The organism is Nocardia sp. NPDC059195, from assembly GCF_042754695.1.
Lineage (GTDB): Bacteria > Actinomycetota > Actinomycetes > Mycobacteriales > Mycobacteriaceae > Nocardia.
On the sequence record NZ_JBHZBG010000005.1, the window covers coordinates 230,640 to 257,356 of the forward strand.

General features: G+C 65.6%; 28 protein-coding genes, 3 tRNA genes and 1 pseudogene. 11 read left to right on the forward strand and 21 right to left on the reverse strand.

The annotated features are described in order from the left end of the window. Positions 1-80: 80 nt before the first annotated feature. Positions 81-785 carry a hypothetical protein gene (locus ACFXKN_RS09975; protein WP_378946659.1) on the reverse strand — a complete coding sequence of 235 codons (705 nt, stop codon included), beginning with the start codon at positions 783-785 and terminating at the stop codon, positions 81-83. Between the two features lie 331 nt (positions 786-1,116). On the opposite strand from ACFXKN_RS09975, the gene rfbB reads away from it, so the two are divergent. Beyond that, entirely contained in the window at positions 1,117-2,118 is a 1,002-nt protein-coding gene (gene rfbB, locus ACFXKN_RS09980; protein WP_379432867.1) for a dTDP-glucose 4,6-dehydratase, read from the forward strand. Between the two features lie 21 nt (positions 2,119-2,139). Here rfbB and ACFXKN_RS09985 read toward each other — a convergent pair whose 3' ends face one another. Together ACFXKN_RS09985 and ACFXKN_RS09990 are read right to left on the reverse strand one after the other, a co-directional pair. Further along, a complete protein-coding gene (locus ACFXKN_RS09985) occupies positions 2,140-3,663 on the reverse strand; it encodes a DUF2142 domain-containing protein (protein WP_379432868.1) in 1,524 nt (507 codons plus the stop codon). Next, entirely contained in the window at positions 3,660-4,628 is a 969-nt protein-coding gene (locus ACFXKN_RS09990; protein WP_378946646.1) for a glycosyltransferase family 2 protein, read from the reverse strand. The genes ACFXKN_RS09985 and ACFXKN_RS09990 overlap by 4 nt, the downstream gene beginning before the upstream one ends. Positions 4,629-4,822: 194 nt before the next feature. Between ACFXKN_RS09990 and ACFXKN_RS09995 the strand changes: the two genes are divergently transcribed. Together ACFXKN_RS09995 and ACFXKN_RS10000 are read left to right on the forward strand one after the other, a co-directional pair. Further along, the gene (locus ACFXKN_RS09995; RefSeq protein WP_378946643.1) at positions 4,823-5,368 is read left to right on the forward strand and encodes a GtrA family protein; all 546 of its coding nucleotides are present in this window, start codon (positions 4,823-4,825) and stop codon (positions 5,366-5,368) included. A 109-nt stretch (positions 5,369-5,477) separates the two neighbouring features. After that, positions 5,478-7,376 carry a glycosyltransferase gene (locus tag ACFXKN_RS10000; RefSeq protein ID WP_378946640.1) on the forward strand — a complete coding sequence of 633 codons (1,899 nt, stop codon included), beginning with the start codon at positions 5,478-5,480 and terminating at the stop codon, positions 7,374-7,376. 87 nt (positions 7,377-7,463) lie between these two features. Here ACFXKN_RS10000 and rsgA read toward each other — a convergent pair whose 3' ends face one another. From rsgA to ACFXKN_RS10030, 6 genes are all read right to left on the reverse strand, one after another. Further along, positions 7,464-8,495 (reverse strand): ribosome small subunit-dependent GTPase A, encoded by a 1,032-nt coding sequence (gene rsgA, locus ACFXKN_RS10005; RefSeq protein WP_379432869.1) that lies wholly within the window; start codon positions 8,493-8,495, stop codon positions 7,464-7,466. Positions 8,496-8,740: 245 nt separating this feature from the next. Beyond that, positions 8,741-9,277: a hypothetical protein gene (locus tag ACFXKN_RS10010; RefSeq protein ID WP_378946633.1), complete on the reverse strand. Its 537-nt coding sequence runs from the start codon at positions 9,275-9,277 to the stop codon at positions 8,741-8,743. A 64-nt stretch (positions 9,278-9,341) separates the two neighbouring features. After that, positions 9,342-10,421: a glycosyltransferase gene (locus ACFXKN_RS10015; RefSeq protein WP_378946630.1), complete on the reverse strand. Its 1,080-nt coding sequence runs from the start codon at positions 10,419-10,421 to the stop codon at positions 9,342-9,344. Further along, entirely contained in the window at positions 10,418-11,260 is an 843-nt protein-coding gene (locus ACFXKN_RS10020; RefSeq protein ID WP_378946625.1) for an ABC transporter ATP-binding protein, read from the reverse strand. The genes ACFXKN_RS10015 and ACFXKN_RS10020 overlap by 4 nt, the downstream gene beginning before the upstream one ends. 12 nt (positions 11,261-11,272) lie before the next feature. After that, positions 11,273-12,100 (reverse strand): ABC transporter permease, encoded by an 828-nt coding sequence (locus ACFXKN_RS10025; protein WP_378948147.1) that lies wholly within the window; start codon positions 12,098-12,100, stop codon positions 11,273-11,275. Between the two features lie 207 nt (positions 12,101-12,307). Beyond that, positions 12,308-12,886 carry a bacterial proteasome activator family protein gene (locus ACFXKN_RS10030; protein WP_378915090.1) on the reverse strand — a complete coding sequence of 193 codons (579 nt, stop codon included), beginning with the start codon at positions 12,884-12,886 and terminating at the stop codon, positions 12,308-12,310. Positions 12,887-12,972: 86 nt separating this feature from the next. Between ACFXKN_RS10030 and ACFXKN_RS10035 the strand changes: the two genes are divergently transcribed. Then, a complete protein-coding gene (locus tag ACFXKN_RS10035; protein WP_378946622.1) occupies positions 12,973-14,175 on the forward strand; it encodes a cysteine desulfurase-like protein in 1,203 nt (400 codons plus the stop codon). Between the two features lie 55 nt (positions 14,176-14,230). On the opposite strand, the gene ACFXKN_RS10040 is transcribed toward ACFXKN_RS10035, so the two are convergent. Then, a complete protein-coding gene (locus ACFXKN_RS10040) occupies positions 14,231-15,214 on the reverse strand; it encodes an NAD(P)H-quinone oxidoreductase (RefSeq protein ID WP_378946619.1) in 984 nt (327 codons plus the stop codon). Positions 15,215-15,297: 83 nt separating this feature from the next. On the opposite strand from ACFXKN_RS10040, the gene ACFXKN_RS10045 reads away from it, so the two are divergent. Next, positions 15,298-15,382 (forward strand) — tRNA-Ser (locus ACFXKN_RS10045). A 110-nt stretch (positions 15,383-15,492) separates the two neighbouring features. Here the strand turns inward: ACFXKN_RS10045 and ACFXKN_RS10050 are convergent. Beyond that, positions 15,493-15,897, reverse strand: a complete 405-nt coding sequence (locus tag ACFXKN_RS10050; protein WP_378946616.1) for a winged helix-turn-helix transcriptional regulator — start codon at positions 15,895-15,897, stop codon at positions 15,493-15,495. Positions 15,898-15,959: 62 nt separating this feature from the next. Here ACFXKN_RS10050 and ACFXKN_RS10055 point away from each other — a divergent pair, with 62 nt between their 5' ends. Beyond that, positions 15,960-16,814 (forward strand): SDR family oxidoreductase, encoded by an 855-nt coding sequence (locus ACFXKN_RS10055; protein WP_378946613.1) that lies wholly within the window; start codon positions 15,960-15,962, stop codon positions 16,812-16,814. Here ACFXKN_RS10055 and ACFXKN_RS10060 read toward each other — a convergent pair whose 3' ends face one another. The 3 genes from ACFXKN_RS10060 to hisC all read right to left on the reverse strand — a co-directional run bounded on the left by ACFXKN_RS10060 (position 16,815) and on the right by hisC (position 19,777). Next, entirely contained in the window at positions 16,815-17,183 is a 369-nt protein-coding gene (locus ACFXKN_RS10060) for a nuclear transport factor 2 family protein (RefSeq protein ID WP_378915131.1), read from the reverse strand. It abuts the gene before it with no gap. Between the two features lie 92 nt (positions 17,184-17,275). Then, a complete protein-coding gene (locus ACFXKN_RS10065; RefSeq protein ID WP_378946610.1) occupies positions 17,276-18,382 on the reverse strand; it encodes a nitric oxide synthase oxygenase in 1,107 nt (368 codons plus the stop codon). A 318-nt stretch (positions 18,383-18,700) separates the two neighbouring features. Further along, positions 18,701-19,777, reverse strand: a complete 1,077-nt coding sequence (gene hisC / locus ACFXKN_RS10070; protein ID WP_379432870.1) for a histidinol-phosphate transaminase — start codon at positions 19,775-19,777, stop codon at positions 18,701-18,703. Between the two features lie 89 nt (positions 19,778-19,866). Here hisC and ACFXKN_RS10075 point away from each other — a divergent pair, with 89 nt between their 5' ends. The 3 genes from ACFXKN_RS10075 to ACFXKN_RS10085 all read left to right on the forward strand — a co-directional run bounded on the left by ACFXKN_RS10075 (position 19,867) and on the right by ACFXKN_RS10085 (position 20,879). Then, a complete protein-coding gene (locus ACFXKN_RS10075; protein ID WP_379432871.1) occupies positions 19,867-20,583 on the forward strand; it encodes a dienelactone hydrolase family protein in 717 nt (238 codons plus the stop codon). 93 nt (positions 20,584-20,676) lie between these two features. After that, positions 20,677-20,766, forward strand: a tRNA-Ser gene (locus tag ACFXKN_RS10080). Between the two features lie 40 nt (positions 20,767-20,806). Continuing rightward, a tRNA-Arg gene (locus tag ACFXKN_RS10085) sits at positions 20,807-20,879 on the forward strand. 99 nt (positions 20,880-20,978) lie between these two features. On the opposite strand, the gene xerC is transcribed toward ACFXKN_RS10085, so the two are convergent. The 7 genes and pseudogenes from xerC to ACFXKN_RS10120 all read right to left on the reverse strand — a co-directional run bounded on the left by xerC (position 20,979) and on the right by ACFXKN_RS10120 (position 24,947). Next, positions 20,979-22,142 (reverse strand): tyrosine recombinase XerC, encoded by a 1,164-nt coding sequence (gene xerC / locus ACFXKN_RS10090; RefSeq protein ID WP_379432872.1) that lies wholly within the window; start codon positions 22,140-22,142, stop codon positions 20,979-20,981. Beyond that, positions 22,142-22,333: an ethanolamine utilization protein EutA gene (locus tag ACFXKN_RS10095; protein WP_378946598.1), complete on the reverse strand. Its 192-nt coding sequence runs from the start codon at positions 22,331-22,333 to the stop codon at positions 22,142-22,144. Before ACFXKN_RS10095 ends, xerC begins: the two co-directional genes overlap by 1 nt. Positions 22,334-22,346: 13 nt before the next feature. Beyond that, positions 22,347-23,369 (reverse strand): annotated as a pseudogene (locus ACFXKN_RS10100) (replication initiator); the annotation flags it as partial. A 15-nt stretch (positions 23,370-23,384) separates the two neighbouring features. After that, positions 23,385-24,080 (reverse strand): replication initiator, encoded by a 696-nt coding sequence (locus ACFXKN_RS10105; RefSeq protein ID WP_379432873.1) that lies wholly within the window; start codon positions 24,078-24,080, stop codon positions 23,385-23,387. Further along, the gene (locus tag ACFXKN_RS10110; protein WP_378946591.1) at positions 24,077-24,439 is read right to left on the reverse strand and encodes a helix-turn-helix domain-containing protein; all 363 of its coding nucleotides are present in this window, start codon (positions 24,437-24,439) and stop codon (positions 24,077-24,079) included. The genes ACFXKN_RS10105 and ACFXKN_RS10110 overlap by 4 nt, the downstream gene beginning before the upstream one ends. Before the next feature lie 2 nt (positions 24,440-24,441). Further along, entirely contained in the window at positions 24,442-24,678 is a 237-nt protein-coding gene (locus ACFXKN_RS10115; protein ID WP_378946586.1) for a hypothetical protein, read from the reverse strand. Continuing rightward, positions 24,678-24,947, reverse strand: a complete 270-nt coding sequence (locus ACFXKN_RS10120; protein ID WP_378946583.1) for a hypothetical protein — start codon at positions 24,945-24,947, stop codon at positions 24,678-24,680. The genes ACFXKN_RS10115 and ACFXKN_RS10120 overlap by 1 nt, the downstream gene beginning before the upstream one ends. Before the next feature lie 117 nt (positions 24,948-25,064). Between ACFXKN_RS10120 and ACFXKN_RS10125 the strand changes: the two genes are divergently transcribed. After that, positions 25,065-25,418 (forward strand): GntR family transcriptional regulator, encoded by a 354-nt coding sequence (locus ACFXKN_RS10125; protein ID WP_378946580.1) that lies wholly within the window; start codon positions 25,065-25,067, stop codon positions 25,416-25,418. A gap of 199 nt (positions 25,419-25,617) precedes the next feature. Continuing rightward, a complete protein-coding gene (locus tag ACFXKN_RS10130) occupies positions 25,618-26,715 on the forward strand; it encodes a hypothetical protein (RefSeq protein WP_378946577.1) in 1,098 nt (365 codons plus the stop codon). The last annotated feature ends 2 nt before the right edge of the window (positions 26,716-26,717 follow it).

Sequence of the window (26,717 nt, forward strand, 5' to 3'; positions counted from 1 at the left end):
CTGGTCGGGAAACGCCGAAGCGGCCCCGCTCGGATTACTCCGGGTGGGGCCGCTTCCTGCTGTCCTACGTGCCGAGAGCCTTACTTCTTGGCCGGGGGAACGAAGGGGGAGTTGATGATCCCGAAGTAGTTGACGACCTCGACAATCGCGACCGGGACGGTGATCGCGATGGTGCCGACAATGCCGAGGAAGGACGCACCCGCGGCAGCGCCGACGATGCAGCCGACGACCGGACCGGCACCGAGCAGGAAGGCAACCGGAGCGGAAGCCGCAGTGCCGAGAGCAGCGCCGCCGACGCAGCCGATGAGGCCGCCGATGACGGTGGTGGTCAGACCGGCCACGGTGGCGGCCAGGCCGATGTTGTCCTTCATGCGGGAGTAGGCGGCCTTCTCGCGCTCGTACTCGTTCTTGAACTCGGCCTGGCCCTCGAAGGGCAGGGCAACCGGCTTGTAGACGGCGTGCTGCTCGTCGAGCTGCGGGGTCAGCGTCACGGTGCGGGCATCAGCGACCTGCGCGGCAACCGGGAACTCGTGGTCGAAAACCTGCGCGGCGAGCGGAATGCCTGCCATCACGGTGCCGTCGTTCGCCTTGACCGTCAGCTTGCCGTTCTCGGCGACGAGCGAACCGGAATCGGCGGTGAGCTTGACCGTGCCTGCCTTGTCGTCGATCTCGTAGGACAGGTTGACGGGCAGCGGAGCGGCGGCGGCCGGCTCGGCGTGGGCGGTGCCGGCGGCAACGCCCATGGCAGCGATCAGCAGCGCCGAAGTGGCGGCGAATTTCCTCATCAGCATTTTCGGTGAACCTCAAAGTTGGAGCGTGCGGAGGGGACTCGTAGATCAAAAGCGCTCGCAGCTAACCGGAGGTGAACCTGCTGTGACTGTTAGTTCAAGTTATGTTCACCATTGATACCCCGATGTCAGTGCGCCGATAGAAACCTGAGTGTTGAGCGGGGTTTTTCTCAGGAAAAACAACCCCGACTCTTAACCTACCCAGGGGTAGTGTGACGTAGATCACGGCATAAATATATGCCGCGTCACAAGTCGGAGTCGTTCTGACAACGCATAACGGTGGCGCTTCGGTCCCGAAGGCCTGCGGAATGCACGTATCGTTGACCGAGTGCGAGTGCTCGTAACCGGCGGGGCCGGGTTCATCGGTGCAAATTTCGTCCAGCAGACCGTGGCCACGCGCCCGGATGTCCAAGTGACCGTGCTCGACGCGCTCACTTACGCGGGCAACCGGGCGTCGCTGGACCAGGTCGCGGACCGGATCGAATTCGTGCACGGCGATATCGCCGATCTCGATCTGGTCGACAGCCTGGTCAGCGGGGTGGACGCGGTCGTGCATTTCGCGGCCGAATCCCACAATGACAACTCCCTGGCCGAGCCATGGCCGTTCGTGCAGACCAACATCATCGGCACCTACTCGCTGCTGCAAGCCGTGCGCCGCCACGATGTGCGCTACCACCACGTCTCCACCGACGAGGTGTACGGCGACCTCACTCCTGACGAGCCGGGTTTCACCGAATCCACCGCTTACAACCCGTCGAGCCCGTATTCGGCGACCAAAGCGGGCAGCGACATGCTGGTCCGCGCCTGGACCAGGTCTTTCGGTGTCCGCGCCACCCTGTCGAACTGCTCCAACAACTACGGCCCGTACCAGCACGTGGAGAAATTCATCCCCCGCCAGATCACCAATCTGATCGACGGTGTGCGCCCGCGTCTGTACGGCGCCGGTCATCAGGTGCGCGACTGGATTCACGTCGACGACCACAATCGTGCGGTCTGGAACATTCTCGAGCGCGGCCGCACGGGCCAGACTTATCTCATCGGCGCCCAGGGCGAACTCGATAATCTGACTGTCGTCCAGCTCATCCTGCAAGCGTTCGATCGCGAGCCCACCGACTTCGACCACGTGACGGACCGCCCCGGCCACGACCAGCGCTACGCCATCGACGCGAGCCTGCTGCGCGAGGAACTCGGCTGGTCACCGCGCTACGCGGACTTCCGGGCCGGCCTGGCCGACACCGTCGCTTGGTACCGCGACAACGAGAACTGGTGGCGACCGAAAAAGGCCGATACCGAGCGCGCTTACGCGGCCGCGGGCGAAAAGACGCTGTAATCCCCGCCGTCGTCTGGGGAATTATCCCCAGACGACGGTGTAATACGTTGCGGCAGTGGCGATCAACGCGAAAGTCGATGCGCAAGTGACAGTGATCGCCGTCCCTCGGGTCGGAATTACGCCCTCGGAGTTCGTCAGCCGCAGCGGCACGATCCGGGCGAGCACGGCCAGCCCCATGATCGCCAGCGGCACGAAATACCGGCCCTGCACACCGTCGATGAGATAGAAATCGACCGGCGTGAACGACATGTACAGCGTCACGTAGATCATCGCCACACTCGCGAGCACCGTCAGCGTCACGATCAGTGTCCGACGGAAAGTGGCTGTGGCAGTACTCATTCGGTCGATGATGCCGAAACTCACCGCGAAGGCGAGCAGGCACGCCAGCATCGAGATCGCGGGCACGTCCACATACGCGAAACCGAGTTCACCGAAGAACTGGTTGAACCAGCGATGATCGCGCAGCGCGATGCTCTCGCCGAAGACGTGCACGAATTGCACGGGATCGCTGAGGATTCCCTTCAGCTGATCGCCGGGGCGCACCTGGCCCCACTGATGCGGCGGGCGCATCAGGCCCATGCCCTCGCCGGTCGGCGCCGCGATCTTCGTCCAAGCGAGAAAAAGTACTCCACCCGTCACCGCGAATGCCCACGGGACGAATTTCAGTTTTCCGGCGAAACCGAGGCGGTCGGCGGGCACCACCACAACGAGCATCGCCAGCAGCACATAGGTCGGCTTACTCAGCGGCAGCGCGATCGTGGCGGCGAGCAGCGCGGCGGTTTCCACCGGGCGCAATCGATCACCGACGAACAGCGCTTTCAGCAGCAGCGCCGAGACCATGATGGCGAGTGCGTTGGTGAGTGTGTCCGCGGTGACGGTGCCCGCCTGGAACAGCGCGATCGGCAGCACCGCGACGGTGAATACCAGCCACTGGCTACGCCGCTCGCGCAGCGCGTAGAGCCCGAATCCGACAACCGCCAGATAGGCCACCAGCCCGGCGAACCGGGACAGCAGATACATGCCACCGACGTTGAGGCCGAGCGCCTCGCCCAGCCGAATGCCAACGGCCGCGGGCACATACGGCACCGGCGAGTAGGCGGCCGTGTTGGTGAACCACATCTGCCGCGTCGCCGAGGTGATCTCGGCCGAGCCGAGCCGGTCGTAGGCACCGGGGTCGGCCACCATCGCGTCGGGCTCGTCGGGGTTGTCGTTGTAGTCGCGGAACGCGTAGCCCATCAGCGCGTCGACGCTGACCGGAATCTGCCCGCCGTAGGCCACACCACGATCGTCGACGATGCGCTGCGGGAACACTCCGCCGTGCGCGACCTGGTAGGCGCGGCCGAACTGGGTGATCTCGTCGTGGCCCCAGAAGGCGGGGGTGAGCACGGCGAATACGGCACCGAACACGGTCGCGACCATCGCGAACGCCACCGTCGCGGCGCCGAAGCGCCGGGTCAGCGCGCGCACCGGCGCCAGCGCCCGATCTTTACGCGCGGGGGTTTTACTGAGCTCGACAGTCGTCTCCGGCTCAGTAGTGGTGGTCACCGACGCTCTCCGGCCGCGACGTCCTCGCTCACCCCGGCGGCCGTGTAACGCAGGTAGACCAGCCGCGCCGTCTCATGGCGCGAGCGGCGGATGCCGTCGAGAATCACGCCCGCGGTCCAGGCGAGGCTGCCGAGCAGCAGCAGCGTGAAGGCCAGGAACAGCGTCGGGAACCGCGGCACCTCGTGGGTGTTGTAGAACTCGATCACGATCGGCACGGTGAGGATGACCGAGATCAGCCAGGACAGGGTGCCGAACAGGCCGTAGAACGCGACGGGGCGTTCGTGGCGGGCCAGGCCGAGGATCAGCGCGAGGATCTTGGTGCCGTCGCGGTAGGTGCGCAGTTTGGATTCGCTGCCCGCGGGGCGGTCGCGGAACCCGACCTGTACCGAGGTCCGCGGCACGCGCAGGTGCAGCGAATGCACGGTCAGTTCGGTCTCGATCTCGAATTCCCGCGACACGGCGGGGAAGCTCTTCACGAACCGGCGCGAGAACACCCGGAACCCGCTCAACATGTCTTCGACGTTCTCGCCGAAGACCTTGCCGACCACGCCGTTGAGCACCTTGTTGCCGGTCTCGTGACCGCTGCGGTAGGCGCTGGCATCGGCGTCGTCCTGCTTGCGCACGCCGAGAATGTGGTCGTAGGGGCCCTCGAGCAGCGTCTTGATCATCAGCGGAGCGGCCGACGCCTCGTAGGTGTCGTCGCCGTCGATCATCAGATAGACATCGGCTTCGATATCGGCGAAGGCGCGGCGCACCACATTGCCCTTGCCCTTGGTGTTCTCGTAGCGCACGATCGCCCCGGCCTCGCGGGCACATTCGGCGGTGCGGTCGGTGCTCAGATTGTCGTAGACATAGACGACGATCCCCGGCACGGCGGCTTTGAGGTCGGCGACGACCTTGGCGACCGCGGCCTCTTCATTGTGGCAGGGGACCACGGCGGCAATGCGAAGCTCGGTGGAGTCCACCCGGGTCAATCCTCGGAGTTAGGCAGCAGTGGGACACCGGGAGGCTACAGGATTATCGCCGGGCTGGTGCCCGGGTGTCCGCGGCCCTGAGGGGCCGCTGGTTAGCCACCGTTCTTGCTCCTGCGGCACCTACGCAACGGCGTTAACCGGCGAACCGGCTACTGCGTGGCAGACCCTCCCTGAGGGTCGGGGTGGTGGTTGGCTACCGTCAGGGCGTGTCGCAATCAGTTGAACCGCCTGCTGTGCCCTTGGTGTCCAGGGTGGTGGCGGGGTTGCGGCAAGGTGCGGCCTTCCTGGTTGTCGGGGCGATCGGGTTTCTCGTCGATGCCGGGACTTACAACCTGCTGGTGTTCTGGGGCGGTGGATTCGGCTTCTCCGAAGGTGTGCTCTATCACTCCCCGCTGGCCGCCAAGATCATCGCGATCGTGGTGGCGACGGTGGTTACCTACTTCGGGAACAAGTGGTGGACCTACTCCCATCGCAAGTCCGACAGCCCCGGTCGGGAATATCTTCTGTACGCGATAGTCAATGTGGCAGCGATCCTCCTGCAACTCGGCTGCCTCGGGTTTTCCCGTTATGTGCTCGATCTGTCGTCACCGCTGGCGGACAACATTTCCGCCACCGTTATCGGCCAGACCATGGCGGTCGTATTCCGCTATTGGGCCTACAGCAAATTCGTTTTCACCGGCTCATCGGCAAGCGATGAGCAACACGCGCGGAGTGCGGCAACACCTCACTGAGGACGCGAGGGTGTCGCGCGATTGATATCCTCGCCCCGCCCGCCGCGACGCGCACTTTTCCGTGACTCCCTGCGCCGGCGCAGTCGATACCGAGAATTTCGAGGACTTCATGGAGCAGTCGGCTACCAAAGCCGTGACCGAATCGAACGATCGGCGCGAGGCCGCGCCCGCATCGCTGCGGGGTGAACACTCAGCGCCCGAGCGGCTCGTGCTGGCCCGAGGCATCTTCACCGGGCCGTCGGCGCGGGTGAGCGACGACCTCTATGCCGTCGTCAAGGGGGGTGCCGCGGTCCGTGAGCGGCACTCGCTGCACCTGCCCAAGGGTGCGACCGCGCACACCAACACCTACTTCGGCCGGCTCGCCGCCAGTTACTGGCAGCGCTGGACCACCGTCACCGAGGTGTCGGTCGGCGCTCAGCTCGCGGTCGGCGGGAAAGCCAATGTGCGGCTGGTCGCCTCCGATATCGCCGGGCACCGCCGGATCATCGCCTCGCTGGTGGCGACCAGCAGCGGGTATGTCTCGCTCACCGCACCGCTGGATCAGTATGTCGACGGTGGCGCGCTGTGGCTCGAGTTCGATGCCGTCGGGGGCGAACTCGCGATCACCGAGCTCGCCTGGACCGCGCAGGCGCCCGAGAAGGTGCGCCCGGTCGCCATCGCGATCTGCACCTTCAACCGGGCCGAGGACTGCGCGCACACCGTCGCCGCGCTGGCGTCGGACGCGACCGTCCTGGCCGCGATCGATGCGGTGTACGTCGTCGACCAGGGCACCGACCTGGTCGAGGACCGTCCGCTGTTCCAGCAGGTCCGTCCCGATTTCGGCGACAAGCTGCGCTACATCCGCCAGCCCAACCTCGGCGGCGCGGGCGGCTTCACCCGTGGCCTGTACGAGGTGTCGGCGGCCAACGAGCACGCCGACGTCATCCTGATGGACGATGACATCCTCTGCGAGCCCGAGACCGTCCTGCGCCTGCAGGCGTTCGCCAACCTGACCGTCGAACCGACCCTGGTCGGCGCGCAGATGCTGTTCCTGCTGAACCCCGACTATCTCAATGTCGGCGCGGAGGAAGTGCACCTGCACGAGCTCAAGCACGGCCAGAAGGTGCCCAAGGCGCTGCGCAACACCTCCATGCTCAAGAAGAACCAGGAGCGCCGGGTCGACGCGGGCTACAACGCCTGGTGGACCTGCCTGATCCCGGCCGAGGTGGTCGCCAAGATCGGCCTGCCGGTGCCGATCTTCTTCCAGTGGGATGACGTCGAGTACGGCATCCGTGCGCGCGAGCACGGTTTCGTCACCGTCACGCTGCCCAACGCCGCCGTCTGGCACGCCGACTTCTACTGGAAGGACTACGACGACTGGGCGCGCTATTTCTCCACCCGTAACTCGCTCATCGTCGGCGCCCTGCACACCGATCTCGACGGCAAGGCGATCACCCGCGAGTTCTTCCGCTACATCGCCGAGCACCTCGTCGGCATGCAGTACGGCCTCGTGCACACCACCTTGCAGGGCATCGAAGACTTCATGAAGGGCCCGAAGGCGTTGCGCGACGGCGGCATCGACGCGCTGGCCGCCGCCCGCAGCACCCGCAACGACTACCCCGAAACCATCAAGCACCCCGCGGCAACCCCGCCGGTGAACTCCGCCGACATCTCCGTGCGCCGGGCCAGCGGCGAACCGAGCCGCGCCAACCTGGTGCTGATCAAGCGCGCGATCACCCAGTGGACCGGCCGCACCCAGCCCGGCCTCATCGGGGTCACCCGCGAGGACGCGCACTGGTGGCACATCGGCCTGTTCGACCACGTGGTGGTCACCGATGCTTCCCAGTCCGGCGTGCGAGTACGTCGTCGGGACAAGGCCCGTGCTCGTGCGCTGCTGATTCGCGCCTACCGCACCCTGCGCAAACTCCGCAAGGAACTGCCCGCGTTGCAGGCCGAATACCGCAGTGCCGTACCGGAACTCACGAGTCGAGAGAACTGGGCGCGCCTGTACGGCATCGACCCGAGCTGAACCGTTTCGTCCGAGATCATCAGGCACTGACGCAGTTCGGCCCTCGGCCGTTGTTCGCGTGAGTGCCTGATGATCGACTGTCCGGGTTCAGCGGCGGCCGCGTTCGCGGTAGTTCCGCCGCTGCTGTTTGCTGATATCGCGCCAGACGCGTTCGCGTTCGGCGGCCAGGCGTTTGTCGGTGCGGGCGGCCATCCACTCGTTCTCCTTGGCCAGCTTGCGATAGCTGGTCAGCCTGCGTTCGGTGATGGTGCCGTCGGCGAGGGCGGCCTGGACCGCGCAGCCGGGTTCGGTCTCGTGGGCGCAGTCGGCGAAACGGCAATCAGCGGCGAGGGATTCGATGTCGCTGAAGGTCTTGCCGATGCCGTCGGCGGCGTCGTAGAGGCCGATCCCGCGCAGGCCGGGGGTGTCGATGAGGGTGCCGCCGCCGGGGAGCGGCCGCAGTTCACGATGCACGGTGGTGTGCCGACCCTTGCCGTCCACCGCGCGAACGGCATTGGTGGCGAACACTTCTGCGCCGAGTAGTGCGTTGGCGAGGGTGGACTTGCCCGCCCCGGAAGGTCCGATCAGGGCGACCGTGCCGTCGAGCACCGCGGTGAGAACCTCGAGACCGACCGCGGCGGCGGCACTCACGGCGACAACCGTTGCGCCGGGCGCGACCGCACGCACTTCGTCGAGCGGAAGATAATCCGCCGCATCGGCTTTCGTCAGCACCACAACGGGTTGAGCGTTGCTCTCCCACGCCAGCGCGAGCATCCGCTCGATCCGCCCCAGGTCGACATCGCCGTCGGCAGCCGAACAAATCAGCACGGTATCCACATTGGTGGCCAGCACCTGAGCCACCGAGCGCCCGGACACCGACGATCGCATGATCGCCGAGCGCCGGGGGAGCAGTTGCCGCACAGTGCCTTCGGCATCGAGCCCGACCCAGTCGCCGGTACACAGTCCGGTGATGTCGCGCGGGCAGGAGGCTCGCGCAGGCCCGCTCGGCGTGACCACATCGCATTCGCTGCGGTCCATCCGAACGATGCGGGCGGGTGCGAGGTCGCCGAGCAGCGGCAGATATTCAGCACCTACGGCTTCGGTCCAGCCGTAAGGGACAAGCAGGTCGTAGTCGACCATGATGGGGAATCCTTCGTCGGGTGCCGAACCCGGACGACGGATTCAGCGAGCAGAGGTGATGTCCGGAGCAACCTGGGCAGGCGCACAATCACGCCGCCCGGCCACGGCAATCCACACGCGTGTACTCACGGACATCCACCTCCTCTCCAACGTTCGAACGCCAACTCTGCCCCACCACACCAACGCCCAGCAACCCATTTTCCGTGTGCTGTCCGGCGACGGCACTCCTGTCCCGTACTCAGGGGTTACGGCACGAAGACTTCGGTCGACTGGGGGATGTTGGGCTTGTCGGTGCGGACCGTGACCTGGACCCGACCGGGGCCGGTGTTCGCGATCACGTCCTGGACCGGGTAGGTGCTGGTGCTGGTGGCCGGGATGAAGCGGGTCACCGAGCCGGTGGCGCCGCTGTCCAGGTTCTTCCAGTCGATGACAACGTTCACATCGCACGCCAGTACGGTGGGTGCCCAGTTGCCGAGTGGGGAGAAGCCCTGCGAGACGCGCAGGGCGATGCTGTGGGTGGCGCCGGGGGCCACGCTCGGGGAATTGAGCGGTCCGTCGAACGCGGTGCCCGCCACGTTCAGGATGCCGACGCAGATGCCGTTGCCCAGGGTCGCCACCGGCGCGGTCCTGACTTCGTTCATCACGCAGGAGCGCGGGCCGACGTTGGACCAGCCGAGCTGGCAGGTGTCGTCCGCCTGAGCGGTGCCGGGTGCGGCGAGACAGAGCGCGGCGCCGGCGAGCACGGTCGCCGCGGCGGATGCGAAATTCTTTGCGAAGGTCACGTTTCGCATCGTAAGACCGAACGGCCGATTGCTGCCATAGGGAACTACCCCCTATTTTCGGGGGCTAGTCCGGCTTGCCGAAGTGTTCGTTGCGGCCCAGTGAGCGCAACCGGAACCATTCCTTGAGCCCGGCCGGGTCGCGTCGGGTCACCAGGAAGAACCAGGAGAATCGAATCCACTCCTGCGGCAAGAGCTTGCGCATACCGGGCTGCGACATCAGGTAACCGCGGTTGCGGTAGGTGAAGTAGCGCTTCACCGGGTCGTCCGGGTACTGGGTGTGCATCCGCCCGCCCAGGATCGGCTTGAATTCCTCGGCGCCGTTGGGATGCAGGTAGGCGGTTTGCAGACAGGTGCCGAACGGCAGCCCGGAGCGGACCAGGCGGCGGTGCACCTCCACCTCGTCACCACGCACGAACAGCCGCAGGTCGGGCACACCGATCAGATCCACGGCCTTCGCCGAGATCAGCGCACCGTTGAACAGCGAGGCGATGCCGGGCAGGAAGTCCTCGTCACCGAGCTCCGAACGCAGTCGCCGCCACACCACACCGCGGCGCAGCGGGAACGCGAGACGGTCCGGTTCATCGATATCGCAGACCACCGGCGACACCTCGACCAGGTTGTGTCTGCGCGCGCAATCGATCAGTGTCGCAAGCACTTCGGGCCCGTCGGGGCGACCGTCGTCATCGGCCAGCCACACCCAATCCGCGCCCTGGGTGAGCGCGTGCAGCATGCCGAGCGCGAAACCGCCCGCGCCGCCGAGGTTGTGGCGTGAACCCAGGTAGGTGGCCTCGATCGGCTGCTGTGCGACCAGCTCGGCCACCGCGTCCTCGTTGGCGTTGTCGACGACGATCAGATGGTCGACCGGACGTGACTGCGAGGCAAGCACTTTCAGCGATTCGGCGAGCAGCTCGCGGCGCTTGTGCGTGACGACCACCGCGATGATCCGCGCGGTGGGGCCGGTCTCGGTCGTGATGTCGGCGGGTTCGGCGCCGGCGGGCAGCTCCGCGTCGTCGGCCAGCACCACGGCCTCCGCGGGCAGCACGGCGGCAGGTTCGACGGGTGCCGGAGTCGCCTCTAGTCGGTCGGTCATGCTGAACCCACCCGGCACGGCAGCCGGGGCAGCCTCGTCACGTTGACCGCTCATACCTGATTCTGCTCCAGCTTCTTCTCGCCCGCCGCGTCGACAGCGCTCTCGGTTTCCAGATCGCGCAGCACCTGTGCCACGTGATTACCCGCCTCGGGCCCTTCATACGCTCGCACAACGTCCTCGATCCCGCCTTGTTCGCGGATCTGACCGTGGTCGATCCACATCGCGGTATCGCAGAGCTGGGCGAGGAATTCATTGGAATGGCTGGCGAACACCAGGATGCCCGACCGCGCGACCAGCGACTGCAGCCGCGTGCGGGCCTTCTTCATGAACTCCGCGTCGACCGCGCCGATGCCCTCGTCGAGCAGCAGGATCTCGGGGTCGATCGAGGTCACCACGCCCATCGCCAGCCGCACCCGCATGCCCGTCGAGTAGGTGCGCAGCGGCATCGACAGGTATTCGCCCAGTTCGGTGAAGTCGGCGATCTCGTCGATCTTGGCCATCATCTGCTTGCGTGTCTGCCCGAGGAACAGGCCGCGGATGATGATGTTCTCGTAGCCGGAGATCTCCGGGTCCATGCCGACGCCGAGGTCGAACACCGGGGCCACCCGGCCGCGGATGCGCGCACTGCCGCGCGAGGGTTCGTAGATGCCCGACAGCAGGCGAAGCAGCGTCGACTTGCCCGCGCCGTTGTGCCCGACCAGGCCGACCCGGTCGCCCTCTTTGAGCGACAGGTTGATGTCGCGCAGCGCCTCGACCACCACCACATCGGAGCTGTTGCGCCCGATCGCGCCGCCCGCCTTGCCGAGGAACGCCTTCTTCAGCGATCGCGACTTGGCGTCGAAGATCGGAAACTCGACCCATGCCTCATGGGTTTCGATACTCACACGGCTCATCGAGAACTGCTCCTAAACCCAGTACGGGACGCGGGCACGGTACTGCTTGAGCGCCAGGATCGCGACGGCCCAGCCGACCACCGTGATCGCACCGACGATCGCCCAGTGATGCCACTCCGACGGCTCGCCGAGCAGGGGAGCGCGCACGATCTCCAGGTAGTGGAAGGTGGGCACGATCTCGATCAGCTTGGCCCGCTCGCTCATGCCGCCGACCGAGTTCTCCAGCGCCTTCGTCGACCACATCACCGGGGTCAGCACGAACAGCATCAGCGTCATCGAGCCCAGGATCGGGGCGATATCGCGGTAGCGGGTGGAGAAGATGCCGAACACGATCGTCACCCACATGGCATTGAGGAAAAGCAGCAGGATCGCGGGGATCACCAGCAGGAACGAGAAGTCCAGGTTGCGCCAGATCGAGAACGCGATCAACAACACCGCGTAGATCGCCGCATTGTGGATGAAGAACAGGAACTGGCGCCAGACCAGGCGATATACGTGGACGCTCAGCGCCGAGGGCAACTGTTTGATCAGTCCCTCATTGGCGATGAACACATCGGAGCCCTCGAGAATCGAGGCTTGGATGACGTTCCACACGATCAGACCGACGGTCACGTACGGCAGGTATTCGCTGATCGGCTGATTCAGCAACGTCGAATACAGCAGGCCCATCGCCAGCGCTTGCAAACCGGTCGCGATGGTGATCCAGAACGGACCGAGCACCGAACGCCGGTAGCGCTGCTTGATGTCCTGCCAGCCCAGCGACAACCACAGCTCGCGCTGATGTAGACCGTCGCGCATGTCCTTGAACGCACGCCCGAACGTCTGCGAATCCGACACCATCGGCGTCTTCACCAGCAGTGGCGCGTCGGCAGTGTGCTCGGCAGCGGCAGCTTCGGCGAGCTCTGTCTCGGTCGGAGTCTGTTCGGAATGCACGGGGCTCTCTTCGGTACGCACGTCACCCTCATCGGAGACCGAATCAGGACGAGCGGCAGCGGCGGGCACGGTCCCCGACCTTACAGGGTTGGTTGTCGACGGGCGCCGGTAGATCTACAGGTATTGACCGCCGCCCACATGGCCGCCTGCCTTGGAGTCGGCCGCGTGCATTCCCGGCGGCAGCGCACCCTGGCGCATCTGCTCGAGCTGGGCGCGGGCGGCCATCTGCTGGGCGAACAGCGCGGTCTGGATGCCGTGGAACAGGCCCTCCAGCCAGCCGACGAGCTGAGCCTGGGCGATGCGCAGTTCCGCGTCCGATGGCACCGAGTCGTCGGTGAAGGGGAGGGTGAGGCGTTCGAGTTCCTCGCGCAGTTCCGGGGCGAGGCCCTGTTCGAGCTCGCGGACCGAGGACTTGTGGATCTCCTTGAGGCGCGTGCGGCTGGCGTCGTCCAGCGGTGCGGCGCGAACCTCCTCGAGTAGCTGCTTGATCATCGTGCCGATGCGCATCACCTTGGCGGGCTGCTCGACCATGTCGGTGAGCGACTCGGCCGATTCGCTCGCGGCCTTCTCGTCGTCGGGCACGACCTGTCCGTTGAACGCGGACGCGCTGTCGGCGTCGGCGGGCACGGTCAGTGGACGGCCGTCGGGACCGATCACGACGATGGATTCGGGGACATCCTCCGAGTGCGTCATATCCCCATCATTGCGTGTGTGTCGGGTTCGCGCTAAAACCCCTACGCGGTTACACCGACAGGCCCCCAGCCCTTAAAGTGACCACCATGACTTATGACGTCGCGAGGGTTCGGGGCCTGATACCGTCCCTGGGCGACGGCTGGATCCATCTGGACCCGCAGGCGGGGATGCTGGTTCCCGATTCGGTATCGCGTGCCGTCTCAACGGGTTTCCGTAACTCCTCGTTTTCCCATATCGGCCGCCACGGTGCGGCATCGCGCAGCGGCGCGATCCTCGACGCCGCCAGGGAAGCGGTCGCCGATCTGGTCGGTGGAGATCCGGCCGGCGTCGTGCTCGGTCCCGATCGCGCGGTACTGCTGGCCTGGCTGGCCGAATCGCTGAGCTCACGCCTCGGGCTCGGTACCGGCATCGTGCTCTCCCGCCTGGACGACGAGGCCAACGTGGCCCCGTGGCTGCGCATCGCCAACCGGTACGGCGCGCATGTGCGCTGGGCCGAGGTGGAGATCGAGACCTGTGAGATGCCGTCGTGGCAGTTCGAGGAGCTGATCGGCCCCACCGCGCGCCTGGTCGCGCTCACCGCGGCATCGCCGATCGTCGGTTCGGCGCCCGGTGTCCGGGTGGCGGCCGATCGGGTGCACGACGTGGGCGGATTGCTGGTGGCCGACGCGTTCGGCGCGGCACCGTACGCGCTGATCGACATCGACGAACTCAATGCCGACGTGGTCGCGCTGAGCGCACCGTCGTGGGGTGGGCCGCAGGTGGGCGCGCTGGTTTTCCGCGACCCCGCGTTCCTCGACCGCATCCCCTCGATGTCGCTCAACCCCTATGCCAAGGGTGCTGAACGCCTCGAAGTGGGCGGGCATCAGTACGCGCTGCTCGCCGGGCTCACCGAGTCGATCGACTTCCTCGCCGGACTCGACGAACGCGCCACCGGCACCCGCCGCGAACGCCTCGAGATGTCGATCACCTCGCTGCAGGACTATCACGACCAGCTCTTCGACCACCTCATGCAGGTGCTGGAGAAGGTCGACAACCTCACCGTGATCGGCCGCGCCTCCACCCGCATCCCGACGGTCAGTTTCACGATGGCCGGGATGCAGGCGGAGAAGGTGGCGGCCAAGCTGGCCGATGCCAGGATCGGCACGGTCAGCGGGGTACACGGCGGGAGTCGACTGCTCGACGCGCTCGGTGTGAACGACGAGGGCGGTGCCGTCACGATCGGCCTCGCGCCCTACACGACCCGCTACGAGATCGACCAGCTCGGCCGGGCGCTCAGCGCGCTGGAGTAGTCGGTCAGCACGACATCGGCCCGACCACGTCGACGATCCCGTCGGCAGTGGCGTGTCAGTCGCGAACCCGCAGGATCACCTTGCCGAAGGTCGTCGACTCGTCGAGCATCTCGTGCGCGCGGGCGGCCTCGGTAATCGGTAGTTCGGTGGAGATCACCGGAACGATCTCGCCCGCCTCGATCCGCGGCCACACCTGGGCGCGAACCGCGGCGATGACCTCGGCCTTGCTGCCAGGTCCAAGCGCTGGGCGGCTGCGCACGTTGGTCGCCTGGATTGTGCCCCATTTGCGCAGCAGCGCAGCGATATTCAGCGTCCCGGCGACGCCGCCCTGCATCCCGATCACCACCAGCTGCCCGAACGGCGCCAGCGCCTCCACATTCCGCTCCAGATACTTCGCGCCCATATTGTCGAGAATCACGTCGGCACCGCCCTGGTCCGCGAGCACCGCGACGAAGTCCTCGGTCCGATAGTTGATCAGGATCTCCGCCCCCAGTTCGGCGCACTTGGCCAGCTTCTCGTCCGACCCCGCCGTCACCGCGACCCGCGCCCCGAGCCCTCGCGCCACCTGGATCGCGTGCGTCCCGATCCCGCCACCGCCACCATGAATCAACACCAGCTGCTCCGATCGCAACCCGGCCGTCATCACCAGGTTCGACCACACCGTCGCCGCCACCTCCGGCAATCCCGCGGCCGCGACAGCATCCATCTCGTCCGGAATCGGCAACAGCTGCGCGGCAGGCACCGCCACGAACTGCGCATATCCACCCCCCGCCAGCAACGCACACACCCGATCCCCGACCTGCCAGTCCTCAACCCCCGCGCCCAACTTCACAATTGTCCCCGAACACTCCAACCCCAGAATCGAACTGGCATCGGCAGGCGGCGGATAGAACCCCATCCGCTGCATCACATCGGCCCGATTAACTCCCGCCGCAACAACTTCCACAAGCACCTCACCAGGCCCCGGCTCCGGATCGACCGCCACGGTCCACTCCATAACCTCCGGCCCACCGAACCCATTCAGTTGAATCGCATACATGGTGGTTATCCTCCACCCGCACGCGCCGGGCAACCAGAACCCACGCCGCCACCGATCAGCGGATCAGCTACGATCCAGGGCAGGGAGACGTGGCAGAGCGGCCGAATGCACTCGCCTTGAAAGCGAGCATGGGTAACACCATCGGGGGTTCAAATCCCTCCGTCTCCGCAGTTCCGCTGTTCCGCCTCTCCGCGTATTCAGGCCAGACCTAGGTGCGTGGGGAGGTGGGGACGCGGCTGGGGGTTTTGCCGGTGGGCGAATTTGCTGTGGTCGGTGAGTTACCCATGTTCTTGCGTGATCAGGCTGGACGTTTGGAAGGCCACGATCTCTTCGGCGCGGGTGCTCACCCACTTCAATAGACCATGTAGCTCTTCGGCTGCCTCGTGGCCTATCGGCGTCAGTGCGTAGGAAACACGTGGTGGCACAGTGGGTTCGACGGTGCGCTCGGCCAAGCCGTATTCGGTGAAGGTGCGCAGGTTCTGCGACAGCATCTTTTCGCTGATGCCACCGATTCGGTCGCGTAGGACGTGATATCGCATCGGGCCGTCGCGTAGCGCCGCGAGGATCAGGACGCCCCAGCGGCTGGTGACCTTGCCGAGGATGGTGTGGGCCGGGCAGTCCTTGTCGAATACGTCACGTTGCCCGAGTGTGGACCGGTCGCTCTCCGGGACTCCTACCGCCATGCCCGGAGCTTACCTATCAGTAGGTCCTTTCCAGAAGTAAGTCCCCTTCGTACGGTTGGCCCATGGTGGATACCAGCAAGGTTCTGGTGATCGGGGCGACCGGTCACGTCGGAGGTCAGGTGGCGGCGCAGCTCGCCGCGGGCGGGACACGGGTGCGGGCGTTGGCTCGTGATCCGCGCGCGGCGTCGCTACCGCTGGATGTCGAGGTTGTGCACGGGGATCTGACCGCACCTGACACCCTCGACAGCGCACTCGATGGCGTCGATGCGGTCTATCTGACCTGGCCGATGTTGTCGGCGGAGATCGCGGAGTCGGTAGTCGCTCGTATCGCCGCATACGCGCGCCGCATCGTCCTGCTCTCCTCCGGGGCGGTCCGTGACGATCTGGAAGAACAGGACCACCCGATCGGCCGGGCACATGCCCTCATCGAGAAGCCGATCACCGAATCCACGCTCGAATGGACCTTCCTGCGCCCCAGCGGTTTCGCCACGAACACCTTGGAGTGGGCACCGCAGATCCGCACCGGCGATGTGGTGCGCGGCGCGTATGGAGCAGCGTCGATGACGCTGCTGCACGAGGCCGATATCGCCGCGGTCGCCGTACGCGCACTGACCACCGATGGGCACGCAGGCGCGCGGTACGCCCTGACCGGCCCGGCCCCGCTGAGCCGGATCGACCAGGTCGAAGCCATCGGCGCCGCACTCGGGCGCACGCTGATCTGGGAGGAGGTGAGCCCCGAGGCGGCGGTGGAGCACATGGGTTGGCTCCCACCCGATATCGCGCGCGTAGTGCTGAGCGGGCTTGCCGGCCTCGTCGATGTACCCGGCTCCGCGACCTCAACGGTGCACGATGTCACCGGGTCACCGGCCCGCGACTACCGCCGGTGGGCGGCCGACCACGTCGCCGATTTCAGCTGACTACCCTTCGTCCCACGCCTGGATCGACGTCTGGTCGACGATGCGGCCGTCGCGCAAGTTGGCCATCGAGTGAGCCAGGACGCGGGTGCCGTCCGGGTAGCGGCACGATTCCACGAAGGCGATGTGGTCGCCGTCGATCAGGACGCTGTCGAGGGAGTGGGTCATCTCCCTGGCGCACACGTCGTCGAACATCGCGCTGATCGCCGAGCGGCCGTGCATCACCCGCGGATGGCTGGGTTGGTCGCGGTGGTCGACCATACGGATCTCGGCATCGTCGTCGTAGAGCGTCAGCAGTGTTGCGGCATCGCGGCTTTCGATTCCGCGGCGCAGTGCATCGGCATCGAATCCTGAACTGGACGCGGTGCTCATCTCGGTCTCCCTCGCTCGTCGAAACGAGCCGGACCAGGGCGATTCGGCCCGTACCGAGAACCCTACGCTCGCCGGAGGCGGTGCGTAACCCGTCAGTCTCGGCGGACGAAATTCGGTCGAATATCCAGGTCGGGCGCGTCGTAGTAGCGGTGGAAGGTGGGTGTCAGCCCGGACGAGATGGGCGGATTGACCCAACTCCAGTCGGTCGGGCACGCGCGCCCGGCAGCTTGCTCGCGTTGCACGTGATCGCAGAACTGCTTGGCCACGGTGTGGTGGTCGACCATGTGCACGCCAGCCGCCCGAAAGCTGTGTAGCACTGCATGATTGAGTTCGATCAGGGCTTTGTCGCGCCACAGCGTCCGCACCGATGAGGTGTCCAGGCCCATCATGTCGGCGATCAGCGGCAGCATGTTGTATCGATCGGTGTCGCTGAGGTTGCGTGCGCCGATCTCGGTGCCGACATACCAGCCGTTGAAGGGGGCAAAGGGATAGCTGACCCCACCCACATCCAGATCCATATTCGAAACAGCGGGCAGCGCATGCCATTTCAGGCCGAGCGCGGCGAACCACGGGTAGTCGGGGTGGATCAGGTCGACCTCGCGCACCAGCTCGCGCGGAACGTCGAAGTACCGCACGCCCTCGGTTGGGGTGCTGATCAGCACCGGCAGCACATCGAACGGCGTGCGCGCCCCACGCCAGCCGAGCTCCAGTGCCTGCTCGGTGGCCGCGATATTGGCCGGATCGCCGGTGACGGTGCCGTCGCCGTTGCGGTAGCCGGCGTAGCGGATCAGCTGCGAACTCTCGATCCGGTACGCACCACCGCCGGGTTCGGACGTCGGGCCGACCGTGATCATCGACTGAATCGCGCCGCCATTGGTGGCCAGGCGCAAATGTTGCCAGCACACCTCGGCAAGTTCCCGCGCAGAAGTAACTCGGCGGGCATCGAGGAGCTTCAGCGATCGCCAATGTTTGCGGCCGACACAGCGAGCGTGGTTGCGCCACGCCAATTTCGCGCCGATCAGGATCTCCTCGGCGGTCTGGGTGTAGGTGCCGGTATCGCGCAATTCGGCGAGCGCGCCGAGGCGGCGCTGGGTGGGCAGGTGCCCGAGCTCGGGGTAGCGGAAGAACTCGTCGCAGTCACGCAACCGGCGTTCCAGATCGACCGAGGGCGGCGCGTCGACCTCGACATTGGCTGCCAAAGGGACTGTGGGGGTGAGTGTTTCGCAGACAGCGGGGCGAGAGCCTTGGTTCACGGTAAATCTCCGGTCGGGCAGCGGGGTGCGGGGCCGTGCGGGTGCACCCTCCGACGCGGGAAGATTGCCCGCCGAGAACACATCACTCGACCGGTGGCGCGCGCCGACCAGGTAATGGTCGGTCGTCGCCGCATGCGTATTCGTCGGAATTCGAACACCGAAATCAGCTGCGAGTCAGCCTACGACCGGTGTGCTGGCAGTGTGCTCGAATTCGCGGTAATCCCACCGCAAACCGATGTCAAGGGATGCTGACCATGTCCCGGACTAACGGAATCGGGCCGCCGTTTCGGGTGCGGTGGCGAAGCTGAGGAATTGCTCGTTCTCGTGCGGATCGCCGACCGTCACCCGCACACCGTCGCCGGCGAACGGCCGAACCAGCACGCCCGCAAGGGCACTCGCCTCGGCGAATTCGATACTGCGCTCGCCCAGTGGCAACCACACGAAATTGGCCTCGCTCGGCGGCACTGCGTAGCCCGCGGCCAGCAGCGCTTCACGCAGCCGATGCCGTTGTGCCACCAGTACATCGGTGCGATCGAGCAGTTCACCGCGCGCCTGCAGCGAGGCGATCGCGGCGACCTGCGCGATCCGGTTCACGCTGAACGGGATATGCACCTTCAGTAGTGCGGCGATCACCTCCGGAGCACCAACCGCGTAGCCCACACGCAGCCCGGCCAGGCCGTAGGCCTTAGAGAAGGTGCGCAGCACAACAACATTCGGCCTGGTTCGACCGATCTCGACGCCGTCGGGGCGGGTTTCGGGGGTCAGTCGCAGGTACTCGTAGTAGGCCTCGTCGAGCACGACGAGAACATGCGCGGGCACTCGATCCAGGAACCGTTCCAACTCGGCACGCCCGTGTGCGGTGCCGGTGGGGTTGTTCGGATTGCAGACGAAGATCAGCTTGGTGCGCTCGGTGACCGCGTCGGCCATCGCGTCCAGATCGTGCAGGTAGTCCGGGGCCAGTGGCACCTGTACTGCCGTCGCGTTGCCCACCTGCGTGACGATCGGATACGCCTCGAACGAGCGCCACGCGAACACCACCTCGTCGGTGGGTGCGTCGCAGGTGATCTGCACCAGTTCCTGGCACAGCGCCACACTGCCGCAGCCGACCGCGACATTGGCGACCGTGACGCCGAGGAACTCGGCCAGCGCCGCCCGCAGCTCGCCGACCTGATTGTCCGGGTAGCGGTTGGCCTGCTCGGCGGACTCCGCGATCGCCTTGGTCGCGCTCGGCAACGGACCGAAGGTGGTCTCGTTGGACGCGAGCTTCACCGCATCGGGGTGGTTACGGCCGGGAACGTAGGCCGGGATGGTGGCGAGGTCGGGGCGGATGTGCGCGGTCACGCCTCCACCCTACGATGATCGGCCGTCGCGACCTGCGGCGCGGCCGTCTAGGCCTACCCAAGTCCAGTTCTGCCGCCTACGCTGGGTTTATGTCGGGCACTTACGACGATGTCGCCCCCTTGCGGCCGGTGGATGTCGACGCGGCCGCCGTCGCGCGACGCACGGCCGTGCCGATCACGGTGGTCGAACCCGAACGGGTGGCCCGCGGCGGCATCGTCGTCCTGCACGAATCCCGTGAGTTCTCGCCCCGGCTGCTCGACCTGATGCGGGCCTTGTCCGCCGAGGGCTGGATCGTCATCGCGCCGCACCTGTTCGACCGCATCGCCGACCCGCAGGTGCACGAGGTATTCGGCGAGGAACTCTTCGACGACTTCGATGCGGGCTTCGACTGGCTCACCGGCCGCGGAGTCTTCCCCGACACCATCGGCGTGCTCGGCTTCGACAGCGCGGGCACCGCCGCCTTCCTCGTGGCCGCCACCCGCCCGATCGGCGCCGCGGTGAGCGTGTCCGCCCCCGGCATCACCGAACCGCTCCCCGATCAGAACGCCGCCCTGATCGACGTGGCCGCCGATCTCCAAGCCCCCTGGCTCGGCCTCTTCGGCGCCGACGACCCCGCCACCCCGCCCGAGGCGGTCGAGCGCCTGCGTGAGGCCACGTCCAAGGCGAATGTGGCCAGTCTCACAATCACTTATCCCGGCCTGAGCCACCGCGCCGACCGCCCCGACCCGGAAGACGACGCGGCCATCGCCATCCGCATCGATTCCCAGACTCGCATCTACGACTGGTTCGACAGCAATTTACGCTGATTGACCAGGCGTTTTGGACTACTACGACTGCTCGTGTAATCTTCATTCCCGGCGGATCGACAAGGTCCGGTGCCCTCGAAAGAGAAGGCTCCAGGAGGCGTGCCAGAGCGGCCGAATGGGACTCACTGCTAATGAGTTGTCCCTTCACGGGGACCGGAGGTTCAAATCCTCTCGCCTCCGCCACACCCAGCTCGCTGGGTGACAACTGAAGATGCAAGACCATGCGCCCGTAGCTCAACGGATAGAGCACTTGACTACGGATCAAGAGGTTAGGGGTTCGAATCCCTTCGGGCGCACAAAAAAACCGCCTCTCACCAGGGTTTACCGGTGAGGGGCGGTTTTTCATTTCGGGGAAATGTCGCCAAATCCACTACTTTCCCACTACAAACGATCCACTACTTTCCCTCCGTGAACTTGTCGAGGGCCTTCCGTGCGTCCGGTCCGACAGTCCGCCGTTCGAGGTAGTGCCGCTCGGTTGTGTCCAGCTTCGCATGCGACAACTGGGCTTGCGCCTGAGCCGGGCCGAGGTCGTCACGGACCACCGTCGCGACAGTCGGGCGGAAGCTTCGCGGGGTGACCCACTTCAGATCCTCGGGCAGCGCGGCCCGCAGAGACCGACGCATGTTCGCCAAGCTCATCCACTCGCCGTTGCGGTTGGCGAACACCGGGCTGTCGGGGTCAGGGTCCTTTGGGCGCAGGGCGTTGAGGGCTTGCATCGCAAGCTTGGGCAGGATCACCGTGTGGTCGGGCGCATCCCCTTTCCGCGCGTCCTGACGGTGGAGCGCCTGCCCCTTGACCTTGCCGTGATCGATCATGGTCCCGGTAGTCGTGACCGTTGGCGGGTCGGCTTTCAAGTTGACCTCGCACCACCGCAGCGACAGCACCTCATTCGGTCGCCAGCCTGTTGAGACCAGCACGTCAACGAACTCGGGCAGATTCCGGCCGGGCCGAGGTCCGAAACCCTTCTCACGGTCACGGTAGGCATGCACCGCTTCCCGCACTTTCGCGAACTCGTCAGGAGTGAGGGCGCGTGCACCGGACTGCTTGCCCCCCGTGCGGCTGGTCTCCCGAATCGGGTTGACGGGCAACACGTCGTATCGCACGGCCAGAGCGAACATGCCGATCAGCACCACCCGGAATGTCTTGGCGTTCGATTCCGATCGGGCAGCGATCTTGCCAAGGTGCCTTTCGGCCCTGCTGGTGGGCAACTCCCGGACACGGAGTGCGCCAAGCTGTTTGCGCCCGTGCCGAGTCCAGGACTGTTCGTACAGTTCGCGCGATTGAGGCTTGAGCTTGGCCTTGGTCGCGAGCCAGATCGGGAACAACTCGGCCAACGTGGTGCGATCGGTGATCACGGCATCAGCAAGCGGAGAGGTCCGCGTCTTCAAGTGGCGCAACATGTTTCGTCGCGCATCCTCTGCGCTGGTACCTACGCGCTCCAACTTGCGACGCTGCCCGTCTTCATCGCGCACGTAGGTGTAGGCGGTGAATTGGCCGGGAGCGGTCTCTTTGACGCTGATCTTGCCCCACTCGCCGGGAGTCATCCTCTGACGTGGCATCAGGCAGCCTGTTCGAGTTCGGCCACCTGGTCGAGACCGGTGATGTAGTCGGTGATGGCCTGTTCGGTGACAAAGCGACGACGACCGATCTTCACCGACCGCAGCGCACCAGTACCGATCAGCTCGTAGTACTTGCTGTGCCCGATCGGGATCAGCTTGCGCACTTCGGCCTCGTTGAGAAGCTTGGACATGACGAGTTCCTCCCTATGCTGCTTCGGATTGCTGAACGACTGAAATCTGTTGTGGCACAACGGTTTCACGTGAAACACCTGGTGGTCCCTCGTCCTGTGCGAGACGGGCCATCGTGTACTGAGCGCGTTGGCTGATCCGCCTGTTCACCAGGTCCATCACCAGTTGCGCGCGAGGCGGTGCGTCCTTGTCACCCGGACGTACCGGGGTGATCCGCAGGTGCGAGGTATCGGGCGGGTAGATCCCGACAGCGGCGAGCTGCTGACGCACGAACTCCATGCGTTCAGCCTTGTGGTCGGGCAGGGTTTTGCCGGTCCAGTTGTTGGAGACCAAGCACCGTTGACCGGGCAGTCCGAGGGTGTCGCGGCGGTGGGCTTTGCTGTTGCACTTGCCCGGCTGGGTGTTCTCGCTGGCACCCTTGGGAACGATGCCGTAGAGCAACCAGACCCCGCACCGAGGCGAGCACGGAGTGTGCTGCAACTCCGCGTGGAGCCGGTCGTAGTGCTCGGCCACCCGACGAGAACCAGGGGTCAGGAGCTCGCCCAGGCTCTTGGTGAGGTACTTGGTCAGGTACCGCACGCTGTAGTCCATGCTGTCGGTGTTGGCCAGGATCTGGATGGGCTTGGACTGCGCGCCGAACTTGAGCGTGTGCGCGGGATCGAGTTCGTCTACCTCGTCCATCACCGCCAGCGCGTCATCCCAGTAGGTCAACGGTCGACCGGTGCGGGGGTCGGCGAAAGTGCCGGCGGAATAGTCCCAGACCGGCATCCGAGCTTCGCTGTAGACAGGCTTGTCGAAGTGAGGCCACCAGATATTGACGTAGGTAGCCGCGGTGACCTGAGCGAGCAGTTTCTTGGAGAACGAGCCACGCAACGCCACATGCAGGTGCGGAGCGGCCCGACGCTGCGGCTCGACCGTGGCGAAGTACTGGACATTCCAACCCACCGCACGGCGCAGGTTCTCGATGAACTTGGAGAACAACCGGGCCGTGTGGATCGTGTCGCGGGCCTGGCGGGTGTAGTCGTAGGACTCGGGATCACGCGGGGACCCATCCTAGACCATCGCGCCCTTGCCGTCCTTGCCTCCTGTGGGGTCCCATACCTGGTTGATCCGGCCGAACGAGTCCAGCGTGAGCGTGAAGAACGTCGAGGGGCGGTGTTTACCGTCGGCGTATGCCTGCCCGATCGTCAGCGTCTTATCGACTTTCAGACGCGGCAGATCCGGCAGTCCGTCACGGCGACGGGTGGACTTGGTCTTGCGGCGTGGCTTCTCATCCAGGGCCGGGAGACGACCACGCACACCGAGTTCGCGGAGCTCGGTGTCGAGGTCGGCCACCAGAGCCTTGATCGACTCGGCCAGCTCGTGTTCCTCGGTCCGGCGCGCTTCGTGGTATTCGGTGAACAGGGTTGCGCGAGTGCCCAGTACATCCGCCTGTGCCTGGGTGACGACCGGCTCGGCGTCGACGGGTTCATGGTCAGCGCACCACCCTTCCCGGAGCTGGGTGATACGCAGGTACTTGTTCGCCTTCGCACACGCCGGGCAGGTCGTCGCCACGGTCGCCTTGCACGGGGCACCGACGTAGGAAGTCCGCGAGGTGTTCGGGTCGAACGCCCGCATCGGCACGACCCGAGCGCACACCCCTTCCTTGTCGGCCATGTGTTCGGCGATATCGGTGATGTCGGGCATTGCCCGGCGGTCGGCAGCGGTTTCCCGTTGAGGGGCCAGGCCGATGATCGGTGCGGTACTCACGCCGTCGCCCCCATGGAACCGGTGGCCTTTTCGAGGTTCTCCAATCGGTCGGTGAGTCGATCCAGGACAGCGGCCACACTCGCCAGGCGATCGAGTACCTGTGTCAACGACATTCCGCCGTCGATCACCGGAGCCGATGCCGGGACCGGTGCCGTGTCAGTGTCGGACAGGGGCCACAGCTCAGCCATCGGCCGATTCACCGCGCAGGCGACCCGATGACGGGTGATCGGGTGCGGGCGTCGCCCCTTCGATACCCACCGCTGGACGGTCTTGGCGTCGACCTCGACACGTTCGGCCAGCATGCCCGGAGTCATCCCGGCATTCAGGATCGCCTCTCGCAGAACAGCATTCGATGACATGGTTACCTCTCCGGGGGTGTGAGGGTGAAGGACAGACCGCCGTGGCACCAGCGGCAGCGCTCGGAGGCGTCTTCGGGGTAGCGGTGGCCGTCGATGTACTCGGTACCGCCGCAGCGCTCGCAGATGTCCCAGGTGGTCGCGGCATAGGTGTCGATGCACGAAGGCTTTTCGCAGTCACGGCGCAGGCAGTAGGTGCACACGCCAGCCAGGTTCATCCGGGGCGGGGTCGGGACCGGCATCAGTAGCTCATTCCGTAGGCGCGGGCGTCGGCGCGGTAGTCCCACGGCTCGACCGTGGCGCAACGGGCCATCTCCGGCAGCTCGAACAGGTGGTCGGCAGCGCCGTCGAGGTGATCGGTCCGGCAGACCGCGCACAGACCCTGATCCGATCCAGCGGCAGGGCGAGGCGGGTAGGTGACAACCCAGCCGGAGAGCTCCACCGGAGGCTTGGGCCGGACGGAGTTGGTCGAGCAGAACGAGCGGGCGGCGGTCGCGGTTTGCGTGTTCATTGGGTCTCCCCTGATCGGCGTCTGTTCAAGCTGATACATATCAGTCTGTATCAGTATGGATCAGTTGTCAATGGTCCGATATAGATCAGTGACGGTCAGTGCCCGTAATCTGGTCGAATGGATATCGACCGATCGGGATTGGCCGCGTACCAGCGGGTTGCCGAGCAGATCAAGCAGGACATTCGGGATGGCCGACTGGCTCCCGGTGCCCGCTTGCCCGGAAACCGGCAGATCGCGGAGGATTACGCGGTCGCGCTGGGGACGGCACAGAAGGCGTTGCAGTACCTGCGCGAGAACGGCTGGGTGACAGTTACCCCGGCTGTTGGCGTGTTCGTCGCCGAGGAGTGCCCACCCGAGGGCGGGGTGACCGACATTGAGGCCATGCGCGTCGAGCTCCGCAAGCTGCAAGCGGAGACGGCCGACCTGTCTGCACGTGTCGAGCGGCTGGAGGCGGACGCTGAGGGCGGCTAGTCGCGGTGTTGGATGGTGCATCTCATGCCCTTCGGTTGATCGTCGGCCGGTGGTAGTTCCAGCTAACGGCCAAGCGATGTGCACCCGCGATCACCTTCTTGTCGCGTCTTTCGCGGCTGAGTCATCCGCCGTCGCGTCTCTGTTGCGTCTGTGTCGCGTCGCCTAGGCTGGCTGCACAGGGTTGCCGGGAGGGGACTGAATGAGTGCGCAGCCGATCCAACTGAAAAAGCTTCTGCGAGAACGTCATTGGCAGAAATATTCGACTTTTTGTCGTGAGTACGACCGAGTTGCCGGGACTATCGACACCGAGCTGATCGGCACAGCGCCGAGTCGTGGGCAGCTACACCGATGGCTTGGTGGCGAGCTCAAGGGCCTGCCGTACCCCAACGCTTGCCGGATACTCGAGGGCATGTTTCCGGGATGGACAGCCGCGGCTCTGTTCGATCCCGCGCCCGATGAAGACCTACCCATCTCCGACGCGACCGGCGTTGGACAGCTGGTACGGGCAGTGAACGAGGCATTCCAGACGCCCGATGCGCACCGTGCGGAGTGGACACCCGAGCCCAATTCGCTACCGCATCGGCCTGTTCGGCTAGACGGGGCGCTGGATTCGGTCGGCCAGGAAATCCCCGATTCAATGCAGCGGATCAGCAAGAAGCTTGTCGCACTTGCCCGCGTGCTGCGCATGTCGCCCGATGAGACAGCCCGCCTCGCGAGCCTTGCCGGTCAGGTCGTTGAGCTGACCATGCAGGTAGACATCGTGATCGGAGACGAAGGCCATGCTGTCGTGCGGTACTCACATGAGCTGTTCAACATGAGTACTCAAGCGATCGCCCGTATCCCGCGTGAGGTGTGGTTCGAGCACACACCGAACTCGATCACGATCACACCGCAGTCGGTTGGATCGCGGAAGGTGCTTGTTCAGCGCATCCACGACACGCCCGGTATGGCAAAATTCGCGTGCCAGATATCGCCCCCGATTCAGCCAGGAGAGACGGGCACGGTTGCCTACGAAGTCACCGGTGGTCGATTCATCAGCGATCACTATTGGCGGCAGAGTATCCCCAGATACACAAGGCACATAACGATCACCTTGCGCCACAACGCGGTAGGTCGGTTGCTGTCGTACGCTGCGCTCGAGGAGCAGGCAAACGGGTCGGAGCAGACCGTGTCCGAGGATCTCATGTGGGACAACGACGGAACCGACGTGCTCGTCACCCTTACCCGCAACTACCTGCGGCCCGGTCAATCTGTCACCGTGCGATGGGATGTTGAGCACATCGAACGTGCCCGTTGAGC